This is a genomic window from Exiguobacterium sp. N4-1P (genome assembly GCF_002214325.1).
Genome location: NZ_CP022236.1, coordinates 2,417,678 through 2,438,038, shown reverse-complemented (window position 1 = coordinate 2,438,038; position 20,361 = coordinate 2,417,678). Strand labels below are relative to the sequence as shown.

Genomic DNA, 20,361 nt, shown 5'->3' with positions numbered 1-20,361 from the left:
TCAAAAAAGCGGACTTAGCGGTCCGCTTTTTTTTGTGTTCGGATAAAAAGAGATAGGAAGGAAAGGGTACTGATTGAAAAGGTGAGGAGCAGGGCAGTTTCAAGAGGAAGAATCCGGAACATATACATGAAGTGGATGATGATTAAGGTAATAATCGTGGCAAGACCGACGATAAAGTTCTTCCGTAATAAGTTTCCGACACCCGGGACGAGCAGTTCGAATCCGAGACGTTGGCTATAGTGAACTTCGTCATGTGCGTTCGCGAGACTAAAGGAGACCGTCAACACAACGAGAATCATCCAACCTGAAAACAAGTACTGCTGAATCGCGAGAAACGTAATCGATTCATAGATAAAGTAGAGAAGAATCATGGCATACTCCTTTTGATGGATATTATATGGGCAAACTCGTATTTTTTTTCCTTACGATTCCTAATATTAGCTAGGTGATGAAAGAACGGCAATAAGATTTGCAAAGAATGAAAATAAAAGAATGTTCACACATTTCAACAAGAGGGAAAAATAGTTCATTTTCTGTACGATAATGAAATGAGAATGGCTTCAGACTAAGTTGTCAGACCTTTAAAGGCGATGTTGCTAAAATGTGTCTGTATTGTGAACGAGTCGAATGAATCATGTGATTTTCTTAGAATGGATACTCTGACTGTTCGAACGGTTCAATTTCTTTTAAAATAAGGGTAATGCAAGAAAGAAGGAGGCGGACCAGCAGGATGAAAAAAGTATTAGTCCTCGGGGTAATAGCATTTGCTTTCTTTGGTTGCGAAAGCGTTCCAATCGAACAAGCGGAGGCGGAGTACCCGAAAAGTGGGGGGAAGCTGATTGACGCATATACAAGTGAGTACCCGGGATACAAGTGGGAAGTCAGACGGACAGCGACAGAAGAGTTTGTCGCACTGACGAAGGACGGGAAAGATTACGGGAAGTATCGTTTCCGGGACGGCGTGACGACGCAAGGCGCGACGTTAAATAAAGATACGGAAGCGACGCTTGCGAAAAAAGGCTGGAAGGTCGTCAAGTCCTATCGAAAGGGAAATACGAACTACATGCTGAACCTTGATCATGCAGCCGTCTATGAAAAGAACGATAACTACGTGACGTATTTCTTTGATCAATATGATAAAAATCGCGTCAAAGCAACACTGGCGATTCCGAAGGACGTCGAAGCGAAAAAAGAAGGGTTCTACGGTGCTGCTTCAAAAGCGTTGCGAACGACGGATGAGAAGTTGATGTTACGCTTGATGAACTGGGAACGTGCCGAGTACAAGAAACCTGCATTGTCGCCGTATACAGCATTAAAACCGGTCACGCGCGGACACAGTGAAAACATGGCGGAGAATAACTTTTTCTCGCATACGGATCCTGAAGGCCGTGACCCGTTCGACCGGATGAAGGTAGAAGGCATTCGCTTCTCGATGGCGGGTGAAAACTTATCGATGGGGTATCCGAATGTCTTCGCTGCCCACTGGGGATTGATGAACTCAAAAGGGCATCGTGAGAACATCATGCAAAGCGGCTTCAAACAAGCGGATGTTGGAGTGGCGTTTAGAAAAGATGCACCGTACTTTACGATTAACTTTAGAACACCGTGAAAATAGCACGAACTAAAGTAAAGCCTAGGTTCTCGTCAATGGGAATCTAGGCTGTTTAATTTGTCTTGCATTCCGGGTGAAGGAGTTTACTGGGTGAAAAAGATTCCTGCTTCCCGTGCTTTCCTCGGGCGAGGCGCAAGCCGTTGCCCCTTTCCCTTACAGGTCAAGGTGCAGGGTCTCGCCTGCCTCTGACAGCGCAAGCGAGCTTTGCGCTTTTTCCCGTAGGAGTCACGATGAAGTGAATCTTTTTTAGCTTTTCTATATAGAAGGAAATACTAGAAAGCCTGTGATGCGTCGCGTTTCCTGACACGAATCGCTTTCGAGCGAAAGAGCAAGCAAGCGCGACCCTGCAGTGAAACGAAGCGGCGTGAAGGCTTGCCGCTCGGAGACGATTTGGGAAGGATGGGCGACGCATTCTACGAATCAGAAAATATGTGGTGTCAGTCGGTGGAAATGAATGTTAAGAGGCGAAAAGATTCCTGCTTCCCGTGCTTTCCTCGGGCGAGGCGCAAGCCTTGCGCTTTTTCCCGTAGGAGTCACGATGAAGTGAATCTTTTTTAGCTTTCTAATGGAAGAAGACCTGAGAAAGGCTGCGATTCGGGAAGGGGGAGCGACGAGTAACAGAGATACTATCGAAAAAACGGACGGCCCACCCCTGTTATTGAAAGGAGGTGGAGCCGTCCGGTTTTTTATGGCGTTTATTCTTTTGAGAAGTGGCGAGAATAAGGTCTTTCCGTAAAAGTGACACTTCTGCTCAATTCGCCCAGTCTGGTTTGCTGAATCCTTTGAATGATTTTTCGATCACTTCATTAAAATCATCCGATTTGACGACAGCGGTTAAGTCTTTGGCCAGTTGTTTGTCTTCGTCACTTGTCTTAACAGCGACTAAGTTGCGGTACTGCTCGTTCATCGTCTCGAGTGCGAGTGCATCGAGTAAGTCGAACTTCGCAGCAAGTGCGAAATTTCCGGGAACAGCTGAAATATCAACACTTTCGACAGCGCGTGGGAGCTGAGCGGCTTCAAGCGGTTTGATGACGAGTTTCTTTGGATTTTTGATGATGTCCTTTTCTGAGACGGTCAATGGATCGGTATCTGCTTTTAGTTCAATCCAACCTTGATCCGCTAACAGGTTTAAAGCACGTGCCTGGTTCGTCGGGTCATTGGGTGTTGCGACTTCAGCACCTTCTTTGACATCGTCCAACGTTTTATAGGACTTGCTGTATAATCCCATCGGTGCGGTTGGGACGGTGATCAGCCCTGTGAGATCGAGATTTTTTTCTTTCGCAAACGTTTTTAAATAAATTGAATGCTGGAACAGGTTGGCATCGATATCACCGCTCCCGAGGGCAAGGTTCGGTTGAATGTAATCACTGAATTCGACGATTTCGACGTTGTAGCCTTTCTTTTCGAGTCCCGGTTGAATCGCTTCTTTGACCATATCGCTATACGGACCACTCGTCGCCCCGATTTTGATGGACTTCGTTTCTTCATTTGCACTGCTGTCACCGCATCCGGCTAAGATGCTTGCTCCTAATAATCCTGTTGCTAAAAAGGCATAGCGTTTTTTCATCGTAATCTCTCCCTTGCGTTCTCTATTTGTAAGTTATCGTTTATCGGCGACACGTGCGAACCGGTTGCCGAGTGCCTGAATGACTTGAATGATGACGACAAGCACGACGATCGTCATGATCATGACGACGTTATCGTACCGATAATAACCGAACCGGATCGCGAGGTCACCAATTCCGCCGCCACCGACGATCCCTGCCATCGCTGAGAATCCGATCAGGCTGATCAAGGTCAACGTCAAGCCTTGAATGATTCCGGGCAATGCTTCCGGAAGGAGAACACTGATAATGATGCGAAGCGGTTTCGCCCCGCACGCTTCTGCTGCTTCAATCAAACCGGGTGGAATCTCACGGAGTGAGGTTTCGACGAGTCGGGCGAGAAACGGAATCGCGGCGACGCTCAAGCTGACCGAGGCGGCGGCAGGACCGATCGTCGTCTTCGTGATGAGTTGCGTCAATGGAATCAAAGCAACGAGTAGGATGATGAATGGTAACGAGCGGACGATGTTGATGGCGAAGTCCAACGTCGTTCGAATGAAGACGTTTTGGAAAAAGAGTCCGCGGTCGGTGATGAATAATAAAATCCCGAGTGGAATTCCGATGATGATGGCGAAGGCGAGTGAAATGCCGACCATGAAGGCCGTCTCTCCGAGTGCTTTCGTTAAGTCAGGGAGTATGGTCGTAAACCGGTCAAGCGACATCTTGAATCACCTCGATTGCGTGCAACTGTCCCTCGAGCCAGGTTAAGGCACGATTCACGTGCAGTGTCGGTCCCGTCAAACTGACGATTAAGACGCCAAACGCGACGTCCTGAATGTAGTCGACCTTCCCATGCAGGATGCTGACTGCGATATCGAATTGTTTGATGGCTTCAGATAAGGTACTCTCACTTGTTTTTTCACCCGTGAACTGAAGTCGAATGACTTTGCCGGGTGTCGTCCGTAAAATCCGTTCCGGCAACTCGATTTGGAGTGCCGTATCGACGTAATGTTTTGTGACCGGATGTTCGGCTTGACTAAATATGGCGTAAGTCGAAGCGACTTCGACGACTTCACCGTGCGCCATGACGGCGACGCGGTGACAAATTTGTTTGACGACGTCGATTTCGTGGGTGATGAGGATGATCGTCAAACCGAGCCGGGCGTTCAAATCTTTCAGTAAATCGAGAATCTGGAGCGTCGTCACCGGATCGAGCGCTGAGGTCGCTTCGTCACAGAGTAAGATGTTTGGATTGTTGGCGAGCGCTCGTGCGATGCCGACGCGTTGTTTTTGTCCACCACTGAGTTGGCTCGGATAGTTCGTCTCGAATCCTTCGAGTCCGACGAGTGCCGTTAATTCTTGAATCCGTTTCGGGAACTCACGTCGTTTGACACCGGCAGCCTTTAAGGCGAACGCGATATTGTCGGCAACGGTGCGGGACTGAATCAGTTGAAAGTGTTGAAAGATCATACCGACCCGGAGACGGAGTTTGCGGAGAGACGTTTTGGAGACACGTGATAGATTGGCTCCGTCTACTATGACCGTACCGCTCGTCGGTGTCTCGAGTCCGTTAATCAACCGTAAGAGTGTACTTTTTCCGGCGCCGGATTCACCGATGATGCCGAAGATTTCCCCTTGTTCAATCGTTAAGTTGACATCGTTTAATGCAAAAATCGGTGTACGGTCACGGACAAATTGTTTTGTGATGTGTGCGAACTCAATCATGATGTTTCCCTCCCGATACAAAAAAATCGCTTTTTTCCAGTTAGAGAGCAACCAGAAAAAAGCGACGAAGTGTAGAATTTCGTAACTTATCTCTCAGAACAAAAGAAGTTCTGTAGGATGTGGCACCGTTCCATTACTGGTGGTTGCCGGACGTCGTTGGGCCTAATCCCTCGGTCGCTCTCGATAAGTAGCTATGCTGTTGGGATTTACTTTAACGGAAATGATTCCCATCTGTCAAACGTTTTTTCAGAATTATTCGGCAACGGCGGTTTGGAAGAGCTGAAGGGTCCCGATTCGCTTGACAGCCTCGACGAGTCGGTCGACATCGGCAATCAGACTGATCCGGACGTAACCTTCACCGTATGTACCAAAGAAATGACCCGGTGTCACGGCGACATGCGCTTCGTCGAGCAGGTGATCGGTGAAGCTTTGGGACGTGAAGCCGGACGGAACAGGGAGCCAGACGAAGAACGAACCGCCGGGAACCGGTCCGTCCCAGCCGATTTCGTTTAATGCACCGAACAACGCATCGCGTCGCGTCTCATACAAGGCGCTCAGTTCACGGACACATGTCTGATCGCTTGAAAGTGCGACCGTCGCTGCATGCTGGATCGGTGTGAAGGCACTGACGTAAAGGTGTTCCTGGTATGTTTCGATGCTCGCGATGACGGACGGATTACCGATTGCAAAGGCAATCCGGAAGCCGGACATGTTGAACCGTTTAGAGAGTGAAAACAACTCAATCCCGACATGCTTAGCGCCTTCCGTCTGGAGGAAACTCCGCGTCGGACCATCGAAACTGATCCCGCCGTACGCTAAGTCATGGACGACGCAAATGTCATGTGCATCAGCGAACGCGACCGTTTGTTCAAAAGCCGCTGCCGTCGCTGTCGCACCGGTCGGATTACTCGGATAGTTGAGGAACAACATCCGGGCTCGTTCGACGTCAAGCGAATCGAGGAGATCATAGTCAGGCAAAAAGCTATTTTCAGCGAGAAGCGGAAGCGTGATCGGATACGCACCGGCAAGTGCTGCGCCTGATAAGTAATCCGGGTAACCTGGATCCGGGACGATGACCCCTTCACCGGGATTGACGATCGTCTGCGGAAGGGCGACGATGCCGGCCTTGCTTCCGAGTAAAATCGCGACTTCTGTCGCCGGATCAACCGACACGCCAAATTCTGATTCATAAAAATTAGCGACGGCCTGTTTTAAGAAATCATGTCCGCGAAACGGCGGGTATTGGAGATTACTTGCATCATCGATGGCTTGTTTTAAAGCATCGAGAATATGTACGGGTGTCGTTTGGTCCGGTGTTCCTTGACCTAGCGTGATGACGTCGTGTCCTGCGGCTTTGACGGAACCGATCCGTTGGGCAAGTTCTGCGAAGACGGGATCGGGCAAGCGATCGATGGCGATCGATGGGGCGAAATGTTTCATCTCTGTTCCTCCTTCAGGTATTGTCGTCAAGAATAGCGAATTTTCAGTCAAAATGAAAGAGGTTTTTTAAAATTCCTTAAAAATTAGAAGAACATTCCAATTTCAGACGATGTTCTTGATACACTAGACAAGTAATCGATTGACTACTAGACGGGAGATGGAAAAGATGAATCGGACCTGGTGGAAAGAAGCCGTCGTTTATCAAGTGTACTGGCGGAGTTTTAACGACTCGAATGGAGACGGGATGGGGGACTTGCGGGGCGTGATTGAAAAGCTCGACTACATCGCCTCACTGGGGGTGGATGTCATTTGGCTTAACCCCTGTTATACATCACCTGATATCGACAACGGTTACGACATCGCTGACTATTACGGCATCATGGAGAAAGCCGGCACGATGGCAGATTTGGACCAGCTGATTGAATCGGCGCATGCGCGCGGCTTAAAAATCATTCTCGATCTTGTCGTCAATCACACAAGTAATCAACATCACTGGTTTGAGGAGTCGCGCCGTGATCAAACGAATGATAAGTCAGATTGGTACATTTGGCATGACGGGGAAAAAGGAACACCACCAAACAATTGGCGGTCGTATTTTGCGCCGAGTCCATGGACATGGGATGAAGGACGGCAACAGTACTATTTTCATTCGTTTGCGTCAGAACAACCTGATTTGAACTGGGAACAGCCTGCCGTCCGTCAAGCTGTCTACACGATGATGCGATGGTGGATTGACCGAGGCATCGATGGTTTCCGGATGGATGTCATTAACTTGATTAAAAAACGAGCGGCGTTTGACGATGTGGAGGATCCGTTTGACTTGTCCTACTTAGGCAATCAACCGGGAGTCCATGAATTTTTACAGGAGATGCATCAGGAAGTTCTTGCGGGGAAAGACTTGTTTACGGTCGGGGAGATTCCGTTTGTCGGTCCCGAAGACGGGCTGTTATATGTCAGCGAAGAACGTCAGGAGTTACAGACGTTGTTTCATTTCGAAGTCGCCGATGACATGGAAGAAATGGACCTGCTGCGGTATAAACAGATTCAAAAACGGTGGTATGATGCGCTGTACCCGAAAGGCGTCGCTTCACAATTTTTGAATAATCACGATCATACAAGACAAGTCACGCGCTTCGGTAGCGAGTGCTATCGTGTCGAGAGCGCCAAGTTACTCGGCTTGATGCTACACACGTTACCGGGTATCCCATATGTCTATCAAGGAGAAGAAATCGGGATGACGGGTATTCGTTTCTCGGATGCTTCTCTGTACCAAGACGTCGCCTTCCGTAATCGTTACGAGGAGCGCGTCGCAGCGGGAGAGCCGAGTGGCACTGTCTTGTCATCGATGCAGCTACGGGCGCGGGATAATTCGCGGACACCGATGCAATGGGATGATAGCCGGGCAGGCGGATTTACGACAGGGGAACCATGGATGACGGTCAATCCGAACTATAAAACAATCAACGTGCAGGCAGCTGAACAGGATCCGCAATCGGTTCTCGTGTTTTACCGGGAGTTGATTCAATTACGAAAAGAACATCCTGTCATGGTGTATGGCGTGTATCGTGATTTGGCGATTCAGGATCCTTATCTTTACGTATATGAACGGGAATTCGAAGGGGTGACGTGGCGAATCGTCTTGAACGTCCATGATGAACAGGTCGAAACGACATTCGCCTTACCGAATGAACAGTTACTTCTCTCGAACTATGAAGAGAGTGCAAGTAAGATCTTGCAGCCCTATGAGGCACGCCTGTACCAAACGAGTCGGTGAAATAGTGAAGGGTCTCATCTTAGGAAAATACAAGAAAATGACACGCTAGAAAAGTGCCGTGGTTTTGAGGAACATTCTGATCGAGGGTCATGACAAGAGCTAGGTCCCGCTGATTTCGAACGGGCTGATGAAAAAAGAAGGAGCTGACTCAAGAGTCGCTCCAATATCAATCAGAGTGACAGACGGTTTTGTTATCCTCACCGCGAATCGCGCTACCTTTTCCCACAGGGGTCGAGGATGAATATTCCCGTCCTCCATTAAGCAAATGGCCGATGACCCACTTTTGACGGGATCATCGGCCATATCTATACAAATGTTTATTGTTTCAGATAGTTGAGTGTTTGACTGAGATACGTATGGAAAAGTCCTGATTCCTTTTAATCGAGAGTGGTTCCCGCTTTTGAGTCAGACCCTTTGAGCGTGTAGAAAAACGTGTGCGAGAAGTGAATACGCTATGTCTAGATGCGATCAGTTCCTCGTCTCGTCTTCAAAGCGACAGGGGCGCGAACGATTGCTTTTTTCGGTTTAATGCGATTCAAGACGGATTGCGCTCTAAATCGGCTGCATGAATTGTCTATACTTACGCTTTTACCTCCCGCACTTCCTGCTTTTTAAGCAAGGTAAAGGGTTCGGTAGATTGTTGTGGGATCAGCGTTTTAACAATTGTTCAAACCGATCGACAGCTTCACGCATTTCATAGCTCGGTGCGAGAACGAGAGGACCATGTCCAGTCGCAAGGATGTCGGGCGTCAGTTCCGTCAATTGATGGGCGGACTTCAAGGCGACGTCTTTATCCCAAGTCGCGAGAGCAGGGAACGGGAACTGCCAGCGCGTATCGCCGGAAACAGCGATTCCGCCTTGTGTTTGGAAGGCATCTCCGGCAATCAACGTCCGACTGCCTTCATGCCATAAGGAAATCGAGCCCGGGGTGTGCCCGGGAGACGTAATGACGCTCAGGCTTCCGACTTGTTGGCCGCTTTCAAGCAGACGGTCTGGTCGTGTCTTGATGTTTTTCGGGATGCCCCCTTTTAAGGGTGTCGTCTCTCCTTCACGAAGCGATTCGTCACCGCTAAGAAGCGCTGCGTCGCGGTAACTGATTGCCACTTCGGCGAGTGGAAAGGCATTCGCTAAGAAGTCGAGTGAACCGACATGATCAGCGTGGGCATGCGTCAAGATGATGGAACGTAACGGTTTGTGATGGGACTTGATGACGCGATGGATTGCTTTGGCGTTCAGTGAAATCCCGGTATCGATCAAGGTCAGGCTGTCGGCTTCTTCAAAAAGGTAGCAGTTGACCGGGAAAAAAGATGGTGTCGTCTGTAATTGATGGAGTCGTTCAATCGTTGAGATTCGCATAGCGTTTCACTCCCTCGTTAAAATAATCATCGATACTTTAGTATCACCTGTTTTAGTACAGGCGTCTACAAAAAAACTCCTCGACTGGACCGAGGAGTAAACAAAAATTAATACGTGACTTCGAAGACGGCACCAGCATGCGCAGAGTCGTCTCCATCTGCCGCTGTCGTGACGAGCAGACGATCTTCATAAGCGATTGGGCACGTCGGATTTGCAACCGGGAAATCGATGTGTGCGAGCTTCTCGCCCGTTTCAAGATTCCAACGTGTAATGCAAGAACCGGCGTAATGCGCGATGAAGACATGTCCATCCCGGTCTTTCGTCATGCCGTCCGGAAAACCATCTTCTTCTTCTAAATCGATTGCTACGCGACGATTCGTCAAGGGTTGATCGGGTGCATAGTCAAAGGCGTAGACTTTTTTAGTCGGTGTGTCGATATGGTACAGCGTCGTTCCGTCCTCTGACCAGACGAGACCATTTGAATTCGTGAGTCCATCATGCAGAACATCGATTGAGCCATCGTGACGCAAACGGTAGAGACTGGCCGTTTCCCCGTCCTCTTCATTGATGCTACCGGCTACATACTGTCCAAATGGATCGAGTTTACCGTCGTTCATTCGATCCGAGTCGGGCATCGTCAACTTCGTTTCGAGTGAGAGATGACCTTCTTTCAGATCGAATGTTCCGAAACCATGTTCTGAAGTCACCCGGAGAAAATCAGGGGCATCGGTTAAAGCGATTGAAGTGATCGCGCTCGGGACTTGAAACGGCTTCAAGGCCTCGGTCGTCAAATCATATGAAAAGAACAGCTTGTTTGGAATGTCAACGAAATAAAAGCGTTTCGTTTTGGCGTCATAGACAGGCGATTCGCCTGTTTTACATGCTACATCAATAAAAAGTGAGACTGTCATATATGTTCCTCCTACGTGTGGTCTTGCTTGAATCAATCAAGTGAAGATAAATTACCATTGCTATCTTAATGAAGAGAGCGATATGAGTCGTTTGTGTCGTGATCTAAAATGAATCATAGTATCCACAGTAAATGTACCTGTTTTACTTTAATCTAAAACGTCCGCTCGAAAATTCAATCGATTCTATTAAAAAAGGTCTTCAGCTCGGAAGTTTACCGAAATGAAGACCATCCTTTAAATTAACGGCTTTTGACAAGAAGACTGACAGCTTCCTTAACTAAGTCTTCTGTTTGTCCCTCACCACTGGCTTCAGCCTCTTTGACACATTCAATCAAGTTTGAGCTAACGACGACACCAATCGTCCGGTCCATTGCTGACCGTGCAGCGGATAACTGAGTGATGACGTCACGACAATCTTGACCTTCTTCCATCATCCGTAAGATACCGCGCAATTGTCCTTCAATCCGACTGACCCGATTTTTCATCTTTTGATCGTAATCCATTCGTTTTCCTCCATTCTAAGGTGCAACACGTATTCTCGATACCTTCATGCTATGCCCATCATGGTATTTCTGTCAATTCAATCGATTTTTCAGCTATATTTTTTGATAGAACAGGGAATATGGATGTGGTGGAGAAAAATAATCAAAATAACGAAAGAAAACTAAAACGATTTTGCGTCAGCTTGCGTATACTATATGATAAGGCTGACTAATCACAAGGGGGAGAAGGATGCATACTCAATCCGATGAATCGCTTTATCATCAGATGCGTGGAGGAGATGAACAGGCTCTTGAAACGTTATATGATAAATACGAGAGGCTGTTGTTTTCATTCGCACATCGCTTTACGAACAACGATCGATTATCTGAAGAAGTTATTCAAGAAGTCTGGATGAAGATATGGAATGGACGTGTTGACTTCAACACGGAGAAAGGAAAGTTCTCTTCGTGGGTGTTGACGATTACCCGAAATGCTGCGCTTGATTGTTTGCGGCGTGAAAAGCGACAACCGACAATTGAAATTGAAGAACGAGACGGTGGGTTTGATGAACCGGTCGAACGAACGGTCGTCGAACGGGAAACGGCTTCTGAAGTACGTGAAGCGGTCCAAGCATTGAAACCGGAGCAACAAGAATTAATTGAGCTCGTCTATTTTAAAGGGTTAACGCAACAACAAATCTCAGATCAGCTCGAATTGCCCCTCGGAACGGTGAAGACGAGGATAAGGAGTGCGATTCAAGCGTTACGAAAATTATTGGAAGGGAGGGAACGTTGATGGAAGAACGTTGTCATGAATTAATTGATTACTTTAATGGAACGTTATCTGCAGCCAATCGAGACGCGTTCGAAGCACATCTTGCGACTTGTGACGACTGCAAGCAGGCGCTACAAGAAATGGAAGAATTGATGCTTCCCATCGCGGAATCACTTCCAGAACGACCGGTACCGGCTGGGATGAAATCAAGAATCTTAGGAGAAGTCCTTGCTTCGTCAAACGAGACGGATCAAGAAGCTCCTAACAATGTGAAAACAACACAGCCGACACCGGAACATGCCTCGGAACTCGAGACAAAACGTGCGAAAAAGCAAACGAGACGAAAAGTCCCGCTCGGTTGGTTAATGAGCATTGCAGCGGTTCTCTTATTATCGCTTGGAGCGAACGCCTATTTCTTAGCGCAAGATGAACCAGAACAAACAGAAGCGTTAGCGCTGGATGAAGTGAACGGCATGGGAAACTTCGAGAGTACGGCTTCGATTCAAGGATCGAGCATGATCTTTACGAAAGACGATAAAGAATACATGCTCGTTCAATTGAAAGACTTGCCACCGCTTAAAGAAGGCGAGTTGTATCAGATGTGGACGATTCAAGGCGATCAAGTGCAGGCGAACGGAGTCATCGAACAAGATGGTCAAGCAGCAGCAGTCTTTGCACTCAAAGGCAGTGGAAAGATTGATGCCGTCGCGATTACGGTCGAACCTGAACCAGATTTAGAACAACCAACCGGAGCAGTCATTGCATCCGCTACACTATAAGAGAAGAAATGTCGAGGGATCCACAAATGTGGGTCTCTTTTTTGTATATTTCGTACAAAAAAGTCGAAAAACACATCAAACTGTATAAAAATTCGAAACAGTACTGAAAGAAATGACGAATTAAGACGATACTAATAGGAATGTCAGTCAAAAAGAGAGGCACTTACACAATGAATGAATGGATCATACTACCGAAACACTATGAAGAGGCACTGGTCATCCTATCGGTTATCGTCGCCATTGTCGGATCCTACGCCTCGCTTGAACTCAATCGACGCTTGGCTAAAGCGACATCTTTAAGAAAACGAACACTGCTTCTTTCATCATTGACGATGGGGTTATCGATTTGGGGCATGCACTTTATTGGAATGGGTGCATTCGAATTATCGGTCGCGGTCAATTATGACTGGGTCCTGATGTTACTCTCGGTCGTACCCGCGATCACGGCTGCATGGATTGCCTTTTATTTATTATATTATTCTGCGATTACGCGTAAAAAAGTCGTGCTTGCAGGTTCACTTATCGGGATTGGAATTACAATGATGCATTACCTGGGGATGGCCGCGATGCAGTTTGGGGGAGATATCCGTTATGACATCGGCATCTTCACTCTTTCAGTGTTGATTGCCGTGACGGTTGCCTATGTGGCGCTATTATTGCTCTATATGACGCGCCATGTCGACAAAAAACGCATTTTAATCCCTGTCGCGACATTGATGGGCTTAGCCGTATCAGCGATGCATTACGTAGGCATGCTCGGAACGACATTTTGTATCCCGGCTGATTCCACTACCGTTTTATCAAATGACCCGATCACGTCGAACATCTTGAGTGAAGTGGCGATTCCAATCTTTATTTTAATCATCTTGATCACGGGACTCTACATCCACTTGGAACGACGTGCACTTCAAATGATGGCCTATACGGACCATTTGACGGGGCTGCACAATCGGCGCTGGCTTGACCATCACATGATGAAGGTGGATGGACAATACAACCGCTCGAAACAAACGATGGCGATGGCGTTGATTGATTTAGACGGCTATAAATGGATTAATGACACATTCGGTTTTGATCAAGGGGATACGATCATTCGTCAGTTCGCAGATCGGATTAAAGAAATCCTAGGTGAAGAAGAAACCTGTATCCGCTATAACGGAACACAGTTTTTCTTGATTAAACAAGTCGATACGGAACAACTTGAGGCTTCATTTAATCAAGTGCTCGAGCAAATCCGTCAACCGATGCTCCTTGAAAATCAAGAGATTCATTTAACTGCGACGATTGGTGTCATCTTGCCGAATCCAGAAGAAACGTTAGAGATGCGGATTGGTCAGATGGAGAGTGCCTTACGGGCTGGAAAAAATGAAGGGCGCGATCGGTTTGTTTTATATGATGAATTGATTCACTCGGATCGACGGGAACAGTTGATCGTCGGTTCACTCCGAAAGGCGATGACCGATTACAAAGAATTTAATCTCGTCTATCAGCCGAAGATTGCGTTAGCGACAGGGAAGGTCGAACAAGCAGAGGTCCTGATTCGGTGGAACCATCCGAAACTCGGCTTCATCTCACCGGCCGAGTTCATTCCGATTGCTGAAAAGTACAGTTTGATTCATCGACTGACAGAATGGGTCTTGAAGGAGACGGTCCACCAGATGGAGTTGTGGAAAAAGGAGGATCACTTCATTCGTCAAGTGTCGGTCAACTTATCAGCGATGCACTTCCGGTCCGAGTCTCATAATTCAATGATTAAAGAGATTGTCCATCATTCACTCGAACGCGGGGGAGAGCTTCATCTTCAACTCGAAATTACGGAAACCTCTGTCATGGAAAACTTGGAACGGGCCCTGATGATGCTTGGTGAACTGAAACAGTTGAGTCTGACGATTGCTTTGGATGACTTCGGAACAGGGTTGTCTTCATTGACCCACTTGAAGCACTTACCAATCGATATCTTAAAGATTGATAAATCGTTCATCGATGAGGTTCCGCATGACGAGCGGGGCACGGCCATCACGGAAATGATCATTCAATTAGCGAAAAGTCTCGGAATTGAGGTCGTGGCGGAAGGTGTCGAAACACTCGAACAACACGAATTTTTAAAACGCCTCGGCTGTGATTATGGACAAGGGTATTACTATAGCCGTCCGATGAACGTCAAGGACTTGGATCAGCAGACGATTGAGCGTACAGTACGTGATGTCGGCTAAAAAAATATTGTTATTTAAATCCAATCACGGATTGGTTACGTAAGCTAGATAAGCACGCCGGCATGATGCGTGCGAAGATATGGGGGACGAAAAACGTATTGGTAGTAGGTTGATCGGGCGGAAAAACCTACTCGACTCGTGTACGATGCAGACAGAACTCTAGTACATTTTATAGATGACCGTGACTCTGTAATCAACGCAGCCTCTGTCTGTCCAACTATTACAAAAGGCAGCTTCCACAAGGGAGGCTGCCTTTTTTGTACTTACCGATTCGGTGTCAACTGACAGCCGGTATGATCGGTCACAAGAACATTCGTATTGAAGTATTGTCCGTCGCTTTTTAAAATCAGTGATTTTGATTCTTCTTTATAATCGAGTGTCATGTCTTGATCGAGAAAGTGACTCGACCAACGTTTGACGAGGACGGGACCGACATTTGAATCAATCGTCATATCTTCGTCAGTCGCCGACTCGACGAAACGGATACTGAAGATACCGGAGTTTCCACAACCGCATCCTTCTGTGTCGTAATAAAGATGAAGCTGTCCTTTAATGTCACCGCGCAATTGTTCAATCCGGTCAAGTGCGGGACGTGTAAATGTGATGTTCATGACAATCACTCCTTTGTCTCCAGTATACGCGTGTTTCAAACAAAAATAACGTTACTTGCTCACATGGATTTGCCGACGCATCCGGACGAGTAAGAAGACGTATCCTGCAAGAAGGACGACGACGCTACCGAGGACGACCGTATCAACGAGACCGTCATCTGATTTAAAGTTGATCGCGATATAGGCCCAAACGAAGACGAGCGGATAAATCGGATCGCGGTTCGCAAACATAAAGATGAGTGCGACAATGACACCTACCGGAAGCATGATCATCGTCCAACCGGCGTCATCGATGCCGAGCAACTTCGTGATGCCTTGCGTCTGCATGACGATGAAGACGTTAACGATTGTCGCGACCGAGACCCAGCCGATGTAAAGGGAGAACGGGACTTTAAAACGAAGGGCTTTTGTTTCGCGATCGACCTTCGAGTAGATGACCATCAAAGAAGCGAGTAGACCAATCATGACGACGAGCGTCAATGGGAAAAGTTTGTAAGCGAATGTGACGATCCAAGCGGCATTAAAGAGACAACTAATCAAAAACCAAGGACCGATTTTTTTTGCGATTTCATGTTCTTTGAATTTCGGGATGGTCTGTAAAATTAACCAAACAAGTAAAACACCATAAATGAGTCCCCAAATCGAGAACGCGTACCCGGCAGGTTTGAACAACGTTGGAATCGTGTCGGAAATACGACCGGTTTTCCCACCGTCGAGTGCGTTAACTGTTACAGCAAAGATGAAACCAAGCCAGTTCAACCAAATCCATTTATTTTTCAATAGAAAAACCTCCTTTAATCTCTAAAGAAGGTTTACCCTGAATCTTTCAGTTTTAGACATTAGTGTCGGCTTGTCGGATTCAAGAATGACATGCCAATCGCCGGATTCCCGGTGTGTGAGCCGAGGACAGGCGTAAGATCGTCAATACGAATCGAGACATTGAAGCGCGCCTCAAGTTTTACCTTCCATTCCCGTGCTAAGTCGTACGCTGTGGCATGAAACAGTGAAATATCCGTTACGTCACCACGTTCAAGGATTTCGACGAGATGATCATAAATTTTGGAGTGTGCTTTCTTGAAGGTCCGAACCGTCTGGTAAGGAACGATTTTGCCCTCCTCGAAGTGGAAGAGCGGGCGTAATTGAAGTAAATTACCGACGAAAGCTTTCGTCGATGAAATGCGACCGCCAGCTTGCAACTGTTTTAAGTTTTCGACGGTAAATTCGATGTGATGATCGAACCGTCGTTTTAAAATCATCTGTTCGATTTGTTCAATCGCAACTCCTTGTTCTGCTAACTGGATCGCTTCCGCAAGTAATTGTCCTGCTGGATAGATACCGCAACGGGAATCAATCGCAATCAGACGAAAACCAGCAATTTCTGCTCCTTGAATGGAAGCATTATACGTACCGCTCAGTTCGCTTGATAAATGAACGGCAAATCCGAAGTCATAGTCTGCTTTTAGTTTTTCATAGTGTTCCGTAAAAGTCCCAATCGAAGGTTGGCTCGTCGTGACCTTATGACCGGCATCGATCCAGCTATAGACAGTCTCAGCATTGACATCGACACCGTCGATAAAACTTTCACCATCCTTCATGACAAGTAACGGGACGATCGTTAAGTCTTGATGGTCGACGATTGAGTTTGGCACAATCGTCGTACTGTCTGTAATCCAAGCAATGCGCATCGTGAATTCCTCCTCATTTTAGTACCTGATATTAATTGTAGGTGTAAGCGTTATCGGTGTCAAACCCTCCTGAAAAAAGTGAGTAATTTCCCTTGCTAAAAAAAGTCAGTACGCTATAATCGGTACGTGATTAGTAAACTTTCAGTCGTCTTATACTAAACTCAAGAACAGTATGGGAGAGGAGGGCGTAAAGTGCGTACGATTGGCAATAAAATTAAAAACCTGCGTCTTCAAAAAGGATTGACACAAGAAGAGCTCGGGGAAAGAACCGATTTAAGTAAAGGATATATTTCGCAAATCGAGCGAGAGATCAGTTCTCCCTCGATTGAGACGTTATTTAGCCTCCTTGAAGTATTAGGCATCTCAGCAAGAGACTTTTTCGATGAGGAGGCGCTGAATCAGAAAGTCGTTTATACACGAGACGATGTCACGAGTTATGCCGATGAGGAACGAGGGTACCACGTCACCTGGTTGATTCCGGAGTCGAATGAAAAAGAAATGGAGCCGGTCCTGTTGACGCTTGCTGCGAACAGTTCATTTAAAGCTTATGAACCGTCCGGATCGGAAACATTCGTTTATGTCCTCAAGGGTAACGTGACACTCGCACTCGGTCGACAAATATTCCGGGCGAAACAAGGTGAGACGTTCTACTATAAAGCGTCAGAAATCCATCAACTACGAAACGAGTCAGCGACGGAGGCGAAACTTCTCGTCACAGCAACCGACTCGTATCTTTAAGGAGGAACTAAAGTGACAACGAATACGATCATTCAATTCAAAGAAGTATCAAAACAGTTTGACGACCAAACCGTCCTCGACGGTGTCAGCTTCGAAATCGAGCGGGGGAAGTTCTACACATTGCTCGGCCCATCCGGATGCGGTAAAACGACAGTCCTGCGCTTGATTGCCGGTTTTACGGAAGCGACAGCGGGTGAAATCATCTTCAATGGAAAACGGATTAACGATGTTCCGGCGAACAAACGTCAAGTCAATACGGTTTTCCAGGATTATGCCTTGTTCCCGCACTTAAACGTCTTCGAGAACATCGCCTTCGGCCTCCGAATCAAAAAGGTCAAAGAAGCAGACATTAAGCAACGTGTCCTTGATGCGTTGAAGTTCGTTAACTTATCGGGCTATGAAAAACGGGAAATCACAGAGATGTCGGGTGGACAACGTCAACGTGTCGCGATTGCCCGGGCAATCGTTAATGAACCGGAAGTGATTTTACTGGACGAACCCTTGTCAGCACTCGATTTGAAGTTGCGGACGGAGATGCAATACGAGCTGCGCGACTTACAGCGTCGTCTTGGGATTACGTTCATCTTCGTCACGCATGATCAAGAAGAAGCGCTTGCGATGTCGGATGAAATTTTTGTCTTAAATCATGGTTCAATCCAACAATCGGGGACACCGACCGACATTTATGATGAACCGATCAACCGCTTCGTCGCCGACTTCATCGGTGAATCGAACATCATTCCGGGACGGATGTTAAACGATTACCTCGTTTCGTTCGCTGAAAAAGAATTCGAATGTGTCGACCGGGGACTTGAATTGAATGAGCCAGTCGAAATCGTCATCCGTCCGGAAGACTTAGAAATCACGAATGTCGCCCAAGGGAAGTTACAGGTGACGGTCGATTCACAACTCTTCCGCGGCGTCCATTATGAAATCGCCTGTATCGATGAAGTCGGAAATGAGTGGCTCGTCCACAGTACGAAAAAAGCGACAGTCGGTGAGCATATCGGTCTGACATTTGATCCGGAAGCGATTCACGTCATGCGTCTGAATGAGACGGAAGAGGACTTTGATAAACGGCTTGAATCGTACGATGGGGTGTTATGATGCAAAAAACACGTAACTGGTACCTGATTCCCTATACATTTTGGATTGCCTTGTTCGTCATCGCACCAATCGTGCTTGTCATCTATTATTCGTTCCTTGATTTAGATGGAAACTTCTCGTTCGTCAACTATCAGAATTTCTTTACCTCGACGTATTTGACGATGACGCTCAGTTCATTTTGGTATGCTTTTTTAATCACGTTGTTTTCGCTTGCGATCGGTTATCCGACGGCCTATTTATTGACGAAAACGAAGCATAAACAACTTTGGTTGCTCTTGATCATCTTGCCGACCTGGATCAACCTGTTGCTGAAAGCCTATGCTTTCATCGGATTGTTCAGTACGTATGGGCTTGCGAACCAAACGCTTGAAGCGATTGGCATCGGGCGCAAACAAATCCTGTTCACGGACTTCAGCTTCGTGTTCGTGTCGGTCTACATCTTCATCCCGTTCATGATTTTGCCGATTTTTAATGCCATCGAAAAGTTAAGTCCGTCGCTCGTCTTTGCGGCACGTGACTTAGGGGCATCGAACTTTACGACATTTCGTCGTGTCGTCTTCCCATTGACGATTGATGGTGTGAAGTCAGGCTGTCAACTTGTCTTCATCCCGGCGTTATCACTCTTCATGATTACCCGCCTGATTGCCGGGAACCGTGTCATCACGCTCGGTACAGCAATTGAACAACAATTTCTTGTCACCCAAAACTGGGGGATGGGTGCGACGATCGCCGTCTTCTTGATCATCGCGATGGCCATCATTCTCGCCTTGACGAGTACAAAACGGAAGAAAGGAGCGACGACATGATGAAACGGTTTAAACTGGCAAACCTATATTTGATTGGTGTCTTCATCGTCTTGTATGCTCCAATCTTCTATCTCGCATTCTATTCGTTCAACAGTGCAGATAACATGACGAACTTTGATTCCTTCACGTGGGATTGGTATAAGGAAGTCTTTCAAGATTCACGCCTCTTGATCATCGTCTTGAATACACTCGTCATCGCCTTGCTCTCAGCAGCAATCTCGACGATTGTCGGTGTGTTCGGTGCAATCGGGATTCAAGCAGTTCGGAAAAAGCGGATTGAAACGTCGCTCCTGACACTTAATAGTATTTTGATTGTCAGTCCGGATGTCATCATCGGAGCATCGTTCTTAATCTTCTTTACGATGCTTGGGATTCAACTTGGCTTTACATCCGTCTTACTGTCGCACATCGCGTTTTCTGTCCCGATCGTCGTCATCCTCGTCTTGCCGAAACTGCAAGAGATGAGCCCGACGCTCGTTGATGCGGCACGTGATTTAGGGGCAAGTCGTTTGGACGTCCTGACGAAAGTCATCTTGCCGTACATCACACCGGGAATCTTTGCCGGATTCTTTACGGCACTGACGTACTCACTTGATGATTTTGCCGTGACATTTTTCGTGACGGGGAATGGGTTTACGACCTTATCCGTTGAAATCTATTCATTGGCACGCCAAGGGATTTCGATGAAAATCAATGCCTTGTCGACCGTCATCTTCTTATTTACGTTCTTACTTGTCATCGGCTACTATTTCTTGAACCAACGTTCTGTAGCGAAGTTGTCACGACCGGAGGTGAAATGACCG

20 protein-coding genes and 1 riboswitch are annotated in these 20,361 nt (G+C 47.1%); of the genes, 9 read left to right on the top strand and 11 right to left on the bottom strand.

Annotated elements, in window-relative coordinates; translation table 11 throughout:
• Nucleotides 1-14: 14 nt before the first annotated feature.
• Complete coding sequence (locus tag A0126_RS12510; RefSeq protein WP_088837863.1) at nucleotides 15-371, bottom strand: hypothetical protein; 357 nt, start codon at nucleotides 369-371, stop codon at nucleotides 15-17.
• Between the two features lie 359 nt (nucleotides 372-730).
• Between A0126_RS12510 and A0126_RS12505 the strand changes: the two genes are divergently transcribed.
• Entirely contained in the window at nucleotides 731-1,609 is an 879-nt protein-coding gene (locus tag A0126_RS12505) for a CAP domain-containing protein (protein ID WP_088837862.1), read from the top strand.
• A gap of 754 nt (nucleotides 1,610-2,363) precedes the next feature.
• Here A0126_RS12505 and A0126_RS12500 read toward each other — a convergent pair.
• From A0126_RS12500 to A0126_RS12485, 4 genes are all read right to left on the bottom strand, one after another.
• Complete coding sequence (locus A0126_RS12500) at nucleotides 2,364-3,179, bottom strand: MetQ/NlpA family ABC transporter substrate-binding protein (protein WP_088837861.1); 816 nt, start codon at nucleotides 3,177-3,179, stop codon at nucleotides 2,364-2,366.
• Between the two features lie 33 nt (nucleotides 3,180-3,212).
• Nucleotides 3,213-3,878: a methionine ABC transporter permease gene (locus A0126_RS12495; RefSeq protein WP_088837860.1), complete on the bottom strand. Its 666-nt coding sequence runs from the start codon at nucleotides 3,876-3,878 to the stop codon at nucleotides 3,213-3,215.
• Nucleotides 3,868-4,881: a methionine ABC transporter ATP-binding protein gene (locus A0126_RS12490; RefSeq protein ID WP_088837859.1), complete on the bottom strand. Its 1,014-nt coding sequence runs from the start codon at nucleotides 4,879-4,881 to the stop codon at nucleotides 3,868-3,870. Before A0126_RS12490 ends, A0126_RS12495 begins: the two co-directional genes overlap by 11 nt.
• 83 nt (nucleotides 4,882-4,964) lie before the next feature.
• Nucleotides 4,965-5,071, bottom strand: a riboswitch (SAM riboswitch).
• A 62-nt stretch (nucleotides 5,072-5,133) separates the two neighbouring features.
• Nucleotides 5,134-6,321, bottom strand: a complete 1,188-nt coding sequence (locus A0126_RS12485) for an aminotransferase class I/II-fold pyridoxal phosphate-dependent enzyme (protein WP_088837858.1) — start codon at nucleotides 6,319-6,321, stop codon at nucleotides 5,134-5,136.
• A 166-nt stretch (nucleotides 6,322-6,487) separates the two neighbouring features.
• Between A0126_RS12485 and A0126_RS12480 the strand changes: the two genes are divergently transcribed.
• Nucleotides 6,488-8,095 (top strand): alpha-glucosidase, encoded by a 1,608-nt coding sequence (locus A0126_RS12480; protein ID WP_088837857.1) that lies wholly within the window; start codon nucleotides 6,488-6,490, stop codon nucleotides 8,093-8,095.
• A gap of 648 nt (nucleotides 8,096-8,743) precedes the next feature.
• Here the strand turns inward: A0126_RS12480 and A0126_RS12475 are convergent.
• The 3 genes from A0126_RS12475 to A0126_RS12465 all read right to left on the bottom strand — a co-directional run bounded on the left by A0126_RS12475 (nucleotide 8,744) and on the right by A0126_RS12465 (nucleotide 10,865).
• Nucleotides 8,744-9,451: an MBL fold metallo-hydrolase gene (locus tag A0126_RS12475; protein ID WP_088837856.1), complete on the bottom strand. Its 708-nt coding sequence runs from the start codon at nucleotides 9,449-9,451 to the stop codon at nucleotides 8,744-8,746.
• Between the two features lie 107 nt (nucleotides 9,452-9,558).
• Nucleotides 9,559-10,362: an SMP-30/gluconolactonase/LRE family protein gene (locus A0126_RS12470; protein WP_088837855.1), complete on the bottom strand. Its 804-nt coding sequence runs from the start codon at nucleotides 10,360-10,362 to the stop codon at nucleotides 9,559-9,561.
• Nucleotides 10,363-10,601: 239 nt separating this feature from the next.
• Nucleotides 10,602-10,865 (bottom strand): metal-sensitive transcriptional regulator, encoded by a 264-nt coding sequence (locus tag A0126_RS12465; RefSeq protein WP_088837854.1) that lies wholly within the window; start codon nucleotides 10,863-10,865, stop codon nucleotides 10,602-10,604.
• A 229-nt stretch (nucleotides 10,866-11,094) separates the two neighbouring features.
• Here A0126_RS12465 and A0126_RS12460 point away from each other — a divergent pair, with 229 nt between their 5' ends.
• The 3 genes from A0126_RS12460 to A0126_RS12450 all read left to right on the top strand — a co-directional run bounded on the left by A0126_RS12460 (nucleotide 11,095) and on the right by A0126_RS12450 (nucleotide 14,611).
• Nucleotides 11,095-11,640 carry an RNA polymerase sigma factor gene (locus A0126_RS12460; RefSeq protein WP_088837853.1) on the top strand — a complete coding sequence of 182 codons (546 nt, stop codon included), beginning with the start codon at nucleotides 11,095-11,097 and terminating at the stop codon, nucleotides 11,638-11,640.
• Entirely contained in the window at nucleotides 11,640-12,398 is a 759-nt protein-coding gene (locus tag A0126_RS12455) for an anti-sigma factor (protein ID WP_088837852.1), read from the top strand. The genes A0126_RS12460 and A0126_RS12455 overlap by 1 nt, the downstream gene beginning before the upstream one ends.
• A 170-nt stretch (nucleotides 12,399-12,568) precedes the next feature.
• The gene (locus A0126_RS12450) at nucleotides 12,569-14,611 is read left to right on the top strand and encodes a putative bifunctional diguanylate cyclase/phosphodiesterase (RefSeq protein ID WP_088837851.1); all 2,043 of its coding nucleotides are present in this window, start codon (nucleotides 12,569-12,571) and stop codon (nucleotides 14,609-14,611) included.
• Between the two features lie 263 nt (nucleotides 14,612-14,874).
• Here A0126_RS12450 and A0126_RS12445 read toward each other — a convergent pair whose 3' ends face one another.
• From A0126_RS12445 to A0126_RS12435, 3 genes are read right to left on the bottom strand one after another with little or no spacing between them, the layout of a single operon-like run.
• Entirely contained in the window at nucleotides 14,875-15,222 is a 348-nt protein-coding gene (locus A0126_RS12445; RefSeq protein ID WP_088837850.1) for an iron-sulfur cluster biosynthesis family protein, read from the bottom strand.
• Between the two features lie 51 nt (nucleotides 15,223-15,273).
• On the bottom strand, nucleotides 15,274-16,002 hold the full coding sequence (locus A0126_RS12440; protein ID WP_088837849.1) for a tryptophan-rich sensory protein: 729 nt from the start codon (nucleotides 16,000-16,002) through the stop codon (nucleotides 15,274-15,276).
• Nucleotides 16,003-16,061: 59 nt separating this feature from the next.
• On the bottom strand, nucleotides 16,062-16,907 hold the full coding sequence (locus A0126_RS12435) for a DegV family protein (protein ID WP_088837848.1): 846 nt from the start codon (nucleotides 16,905-16,907) through the stop codon (nucleotides 16,062-16,064).
• Nucleotides 16,908-17,099: 192 nt separating this feature from the next.
• Between A0126_RS12435 and A0126_RS12430 the strand changes: the two genes are divergently transcribed.
• Genes A0126_RS12430 through A0126_RS12415 form a run of 4 tightly spaced genes read left to right on the top strand, consistent with a single transcriptional unit; the run spans nucleotide 17,100 to nucleotide 20,358 of the window.
• Nucleotides 17,100-17,645: a helix-turn-helix domain-containing protein gene (locus A0126_RS12430; RefSeq protein ID WP_088837847.1), complete on the top strand. Its 546-nt coding sequence runs from the start codon at nucleotides 17,100-17,102 to the stop codon at nucleotides 17,643-17,645.
• A gap of 12 nt (nucleotides 17,646-17,657) precedes the next feature.
• Complete coding sequence (locus tag A0126_RS12425; RefSeq protein ID WP_088837846.1) at nucleotides 17,658-18,752, top strand: ABC transporter ATP-binding protein; 1,095 nt, start codon at nucleotides 17,658-17,660, stop codon at nucleotides 18,750-18,752.
• On the top strand, nucleotides 18,749-19,558 hold the full coding sequence (locus A0126_RS12420; RefSeq protein WP_204251404.1) for an ABC transporter permease: 810 nt from the start codon (nucleotides 18,749-18,751) through the stop codon (nucleotides 19,556-19,558). Before A0126_RS12425 ends, A0126_RS12420 begins: the two co-directional genes overlap by 4 nt.
• Nucleotides 19,555-20,358, top strand: a complete 804-nt coding sequence (locus tag A0126_RS12415; RefSeq protein ID WP_088837844.1) for an ABC transporter permease — start codon at nucleotides 19,555-19,557, stop codon at nucleotides 20,356-20,358. Before A0126_RS12420 ends, A0126_RS12415 begins: the two co-directional genes overlap by 4 nt.
• The last annotated feature ends 3 nt before the right edge of the window (nucleotides 20,359-20,361 follow it).

Coding starts and splice junctions, on each gene's coding strand:
- A0126_RS12485 (WP_088837858.1), bottom strand. CDS start 6,321: ATGAAACATTTCGCCCCATCGATCGCCATCGATCGCTTGCCCGATCCC.
- A0126_RS12415 (WP_088837844.1), top strand. CDS start 19,555: ATGATGAAACGGTTTAAACTGGCAAACCTATATTTGATTGGTGTCTTC.
- A0126_RS12470 (WP_088837855.1), bottom strand. CDS start 10,362: ATGACAGTCTCACTTTTTATTGATGTAGCATGTAAAACAGGCGAATCG.
- A0126_RS12510 (WP_088837863.1), bottom strand. CDS start 371: ATGATTCTTCTCTACTTTATCTATGAATCGATTACGTTTCTCGCGATT.
- A0126_RS12420 (WP_204251404.1), top strand. CDS start 18,749: ATGATGCAAAAAACACGTAACTGGTACCTGATTCCCTATACATTTTGG.
- A0126_RS12505 (WP_088837862.1), top strand. CDS start 731: ATGAAAAAAGTATTAGTCCTCGGGGTAATAGCATTTGCTTTCTTTGGT.
- A0126_RS12490 (WP_088837859.1), bottom strand. CDS start 4,881: ATGATTGAGTTCGCACACATCACAAAACAATTTGTCCGTGACCGTACA.
- A0126_RS12480 (WP_088837857.1), top strand. CDS start 6,488: ATGAATCGGACCTGGTGGAAAGAAGCCGTCGTTTATCAAGTGTACTGG.
- A0126_RS12465 (WP_088837854.1), bottom strand. CDS start 10,865: ATGGATTACGATCAAAAGATGAAAAATCGGGTCAGTCGGATTGAAGGA.
- A0126_RS12475 (WP_088837856.1), bottom strand. CDS start 9,451: ATGCGAATCTCAACGATTGAACGACTCCATCAATTACAGACGACACCA.
- A0126_RS12500 (WP_088837861.1), bottom strand. CDS start 3,179: ATGAAAAAACGCTATGCCTTTTTAGCAACAGGATTATTAGGAGCAAGC.
- A0126_RS12495 (WP_088837860.1), bottom strand. CDS start 3,878: ATGTCGCTTGACCGGTTTACGACCATACTCCCTGACTTAACGAAAGCA.
- A0126_RS12455 (WP_088837852.1), top strand. CDS start 11,640: ATGGAAGAACGTTGTCATGAATTAATTGATTACTTTAATGGAACGTTA.
- A0126_RS12445 (WP_088837850.1), bottom strand. CDS start 15,222: ATGAACATCACATTTACACGTCCCGCACTTGACCGGATTGAACAATTG.
- A0126_RS12435 (WP_088837848.1), bottom strand. CDS start 16,907: ATGCGCATTGCTTGGATTACAGACAGTACGACGATTGTGCCAAACTCA.
- A0126_RS12460 (WP_088837853.1), top strand. CDS start 11,095: ATGCATACTCAATCCGATGAATCGCTTTATCATCAGATGCGTGGAGGA.
- A0126_RS12450 (WP_088837851.1), top strand. CDS start 12,569: ATGAATGAATGGATCATACTACCGAAACACTATGAAGAGGCACTGGTC.